This window comes from Polaromonas sp. P3_C2 (genome assembly GCF_056402675.1).
Map to the genome: position 1 here is coordinate 1 of NZ_JBFUGX010000356.1, position 4,308 is coordinate 4,308.

At 62.1% G+C, this 4,308-nt stretch carries 3 protein-coding genes; all 3 read left to right on the top strand.

The annotated features are described in order from the left end of the window. A partial coding sequence (locus AC1DWI_RS14920) for an LSm family protein (RefSeq protein WP_477725113.1) occupies positions 1 to 370 on the top strand: 370 nt, incomplete at its 5' end. Between the two features lie 32 nt (positions 371 to 402). Next, positions 403 to 1,929, top strand: coding sequence for a transcription termination factor NusA (gene nusA / locus AC1DWI_RS14925; protein ID WP_477671652.1), 1,527 nt, complete (start codon positions 403 to 405; stop codon positions 1,927 to 1,929). A 27-nt stretch (positions 1,930 to 1,956) separates the two neighbouring features. Beyond that, positions 1,957 to 4,308, top strand: a 2,352-nt coding sequence (gene infB, locus AC1DWI_RS14930) for a translation initiation factor IF-2 (RefSeq protein ID WP_477725114.1), incomplete at its 3' end; no start/stop codon positions are given.

Below are 4,308 nucleotides of genomic sequence, written 5' to 3' on the forward strand. Positions count from 1 at the left end.
CGACAGGCCCTTGCGCAACGAAAAAGATTTTGAGCGTTTTGCCGGTGAGTTGATCGACATCACGCTCAAGGCTCCTATTGGCGTGGCTGCCAGCGCCGGTTCAACCGTCGCGGCCAGCCGCAAGAAGTTTCGCGGCACGCTGGAGCGTGTCGTGGCCGCGGACGGCGTGGCCGGCTGGCAGATCGTGTGGAGCGATGAGCCGGCCGTCAAACCCGGCCAGAAGGTCAGTAAGAAGAAGGTTCCCGCACCGCTGCAGGCGTTGGGTTTTACCCTCGATGAAATTCAACAGGCGCGCCTCGCGCCCGTGGTTGATTTCAAGGGGCGTAAACCCAAAATAACGCCTGGTGCCGAACCCTTTGCAGAGAATTAATTTCAAGAAATGAAGAAAGGCAGGCTTGTGAAATGAATCGCGAACTGTTGATGTTGGTTGATGCCATCTCGCGTGAAAAAAATGTGGAACGTGACGTCGTTTTTGGCGCCGTCGAGCTTGCGCTCGCCTCGGCCACCAAGAAGGTGTACGAAGGCGAAGTGGACATCCGCGTGGCCGTCGACCGTGACAACGGCAATTACGAGACCTTCCGCCGCTGGCTGGTGGTGCCTGACGAAGCCGGCCTGCAGAACCCCGAAGCCGAAGAGCTGGTCAGCGACGCACGCGACGAGATTGCCGACATCGAAGAAGGCGACTACATCGAAAAGCCGGTGGAAAGCCTGCCCATCGGCCGTATTGGCGCGCAAGCCGCCAAGCAGGTCATTCTGCAGAAAATCCGTGACGCCGAGCGCGAAATGCTGCTCAACGACTTCATGTCGCGCGGCGACAAGATTTTTGTTGGCACCGTCAAGCGCATGGACAAGGGCGACATCATTGTCGAATCCGGCCGTGTGGAAGGCCGCCTGCGCCGTTCCGACATGATCCCGAAGGAAAACCTGCGCTCCGGCGACCGCGTGCGCGCCATGATCATGGAAGTTGACACGACCCTGCGCGGCGCGCCCATCATCCTCTCGCGCACGTCGCCCGAGTACATGATCGAGCTGTTCCGCCAGGAAGTCCCTGAAATCGAACAAGGCCTGCTGGAGATCAAATCCTGCGCCCGTGACCCCGGTTCCCGCGCCAAGATCGCCGTGCTGTCGCACGACAAGCGTGTCGACCCGATCGGCACCTGCGTCGGCGTGCGCGGCACCCGTGTCAACGGCGTGACCAACGAGCTCGCCGGCGAGCGCGTGGACATCGTGCTGTGGAGCGAAGACCCGGCCCAGTTCGTGATCGGCGCGCTGGCCCCGGCCAACGTGTCGTCCATTGTGGTCGACGAAGAGCGCCACGCCATGGACGTCGTCGTCGATGAAGAAAACCTGGCCATTTCGATCGGCCGCGGCGGCCAGAACGTGCGCCTTGCCGCCGAGCTGACCGGCTGGAAGATCAACATCATGACGGCCGATGAATCTGCGCAAAAGCAGGCGACCGAGACCGATTCCAGCCGCAAGCTGTTCATGGAAAAGCTCGACGTGGACGAGGAAATCGCCGACATCCTGATCTCCGAAGGCTTCACCAGTCTCGAAGAAGTGGCTTATGTGCCGCTGCAGGAAATGCTGGAGATCGAGTCCTTCGACGAAGACACCGTCAATGAGCTGCGCACGCGCGCCAAAGATGCGCTCTTGACGATGGAAATCGCCAAGGAAGAAAATGCCGAAGGCGTGTCGCAGAACCTGCGCGACGTCGAAGGCCTCACGCCAGAGCTGATCGCCAAACTGACAGAAGCGGGCATCCATACCCGCGACGACCTGGCCGATCTGGCCGTGGACGAACTTACCGATATCACCGGCCAGTCTTCGGACGAAGCCAAAGCCCTGATCATGACCGCACGCGCCCATTGGTTTACCGATGAACCCGCTGCCGCTGACACCCCTGCACCTGCAGCGGCCCAAGAGCAATGATCATGGAGGCCAGCAGGAAAAAAACATATGTCCAGTACCACTACCGTCGCTGAATTCGCAGCTGAACTCAATAAATCTCCCGCCACCCTGATCGAGCAATTGACCAGCGCGGGTGTCGCCAAGGCGCAAGCCAGCGACCCCTTGTCCGAAGCGGACAAGCAGAAGCTTCTCGGCTATCTGCAGGCCAGCCATGGCACCGTCACGGCCGAGCGCAAGAAGATCACCCTGGTGAAAAAATCCACCAGCGAGATCAAGCAGGCCGATGCCACCGGCAAGGCACGCACCATCCAGGTGGAAGTGCGTAAAAAGCGTACCTTTATCAAGCGTGACGACGGCTCCGACCAGCCTGCGGAAGAAGTGCAGCCTGAAGTGGCCGCTCCGCCGGCACCTCCCGTCATCGACGATGCCGAGCTGATTCGCCGCGAAGAAGAAGCCAGCCGCCACGCAGAACTGCTGCGCCGCCAGGAGCAGGAGCTTGCTGAAAAACGCCGTCTTCGCGAAGAGCAGGACGCCAAGGATGCTGCGCGCGAGCAGGAGCGCCTGGCCGCCGAGCAAACCGCCCAGGCGGCTGCTGCAGCCGCCGAGGCCGTGGTCAAGAAAGCCAAGCCAGCCGGAAAAGCCAAGGAAGCCGCGCCAGTAACAGCTGAAGCCACCAAGGCCGCTGAAACCGCTGCGGCCGTACAGGCCACGAAGGCTGCCGATGCCGCGGCTGCCGCTGCAACTGCCAAGGCCAAAGCCACCGCCGAATTCCAGGCCGACGCCGCCAAGGCGCAAGAGCTCCAGGATCGCCGCCGCAAGGCTGAAGCAGAAGCTGCCGGCATTCGCGCCATGATGTCCGCGCCCAAGCGCGTTCTGGTGCCCCACGTCGATCCCAAAGCCGCCATCAAGGGCACGCTGCACAAGCCGGCCGGGGCGCCGGGTGCCGCGGCCAAACCGGGTGCGCCGGCCGCTGCGGGGGCCCCTGGCGCCGCCGGCAAGAAGGAAGTCAAGTCGGAGAACCTGTCTTCGACCTGGAAGGACGACGCTGCCAAGAAGAAGGGCATTCCAAGCCGTGGCGCACCCGTTGTGCCCGGCCGTGGCAATTTCCGTGGCGGCCCGCGTGGCCGCCGCAATGACCGTGAAGCACGTCCTGAATCCACCTTCGTGGCGCCGACCGAATTCAAGGTCATTGAAGTGCACGTGCCTGAGACGATCACCGTGGCCGAACTCGCGCACAAGATGAGCGTGAAGTCATCGGAAGTGATCAAGCACCTGATGAAGCTTGGCCAGATGGTCACCATCAACCAGCCGCTGGACCAGGACACTGCCATGATTGTGGTGGAAGAAATGGGCCACAAGGCCGTGACGGCTTCGCTGGACGACCCGGAAGCCTTTGCCGACGAAGACGTGCAAGGCCAGCAGGCCGAGTTGTTGCCGCGCGCGCCGGTTGTGACGGTCATGGGTCACGTTGACCACGGCAAGACCTCGCTGCTCGATTACATCCGCCGCGCCAAAGTGGCCTCCGGTGAAGCGGGCGGCATCACCCAGCACATCGGTGCCTACCACGTGGAAACCCCGCGCGGCATGGTGTCCTTCCTGGATACTCCGGGCCACGAGGCGTTTACCGCCATGCGTGCCCGCGGTGCCCAGGCGACCGACATCGTGATTCTGGTGGTGGCGGCTGACGACGGCGTGATGCCGCAGACCAAGGAAGCCATCAAGCATGCCAAGGCGGCCGGTGTTCCCATCGTGGTGGCGATCAACAAGATCGACAAGCCTGGTATCAACATGGAGCGCGTCAAGGGCGAGCTGGTCACCGAAGAAGTGATTCCCGAAGAGTTCGGCGGCGACGTTCCTTTTGTCGGTGTCTCGGCCCATACTGGCGCCGGTGTCGATGCCTTGCTCGAACAGGTGCTGCTGCAGGCAGAAGTGCTTGAACTCAAGGCGCCGGTGGATGCGCTGGCCAAGGGCCTGGTGATCGAAGCCCGCCTCGACAAGGGCCGTGGCCCCGTGGCGACTGTGCTGATTCAGGCGGGAACGCTGAAAGCCGGCGACGTGGTGCTGGCTGGTTCGACCTATGGCCGCGTGCGCGCCATGCTGGACGAAAACGGCAAGCCGATCAAAACGGCGGGTCCGTCGATTCCAGTGGAAATTCAGGGTCTGACGGAAGTACCGCAGGCTGGTGATGAATTCATGGTCATGCTCGACGAGCGCCGTGCCCGTGAAATCTCCACCTACCGTGCCGGCAAGTTCCGCAATACCAAGCTGGCCAAGCAACAGGCCGCCAAGCTGGAGAACATGTTCTCCGACATCGGCGCCGGTGAAGTGAAGATGCTGCCCATCATCATCAAGGCCGATGTGCAAGGCTCGCAGGAAGCGCTGGCCCAGTCGCTGCTGAAG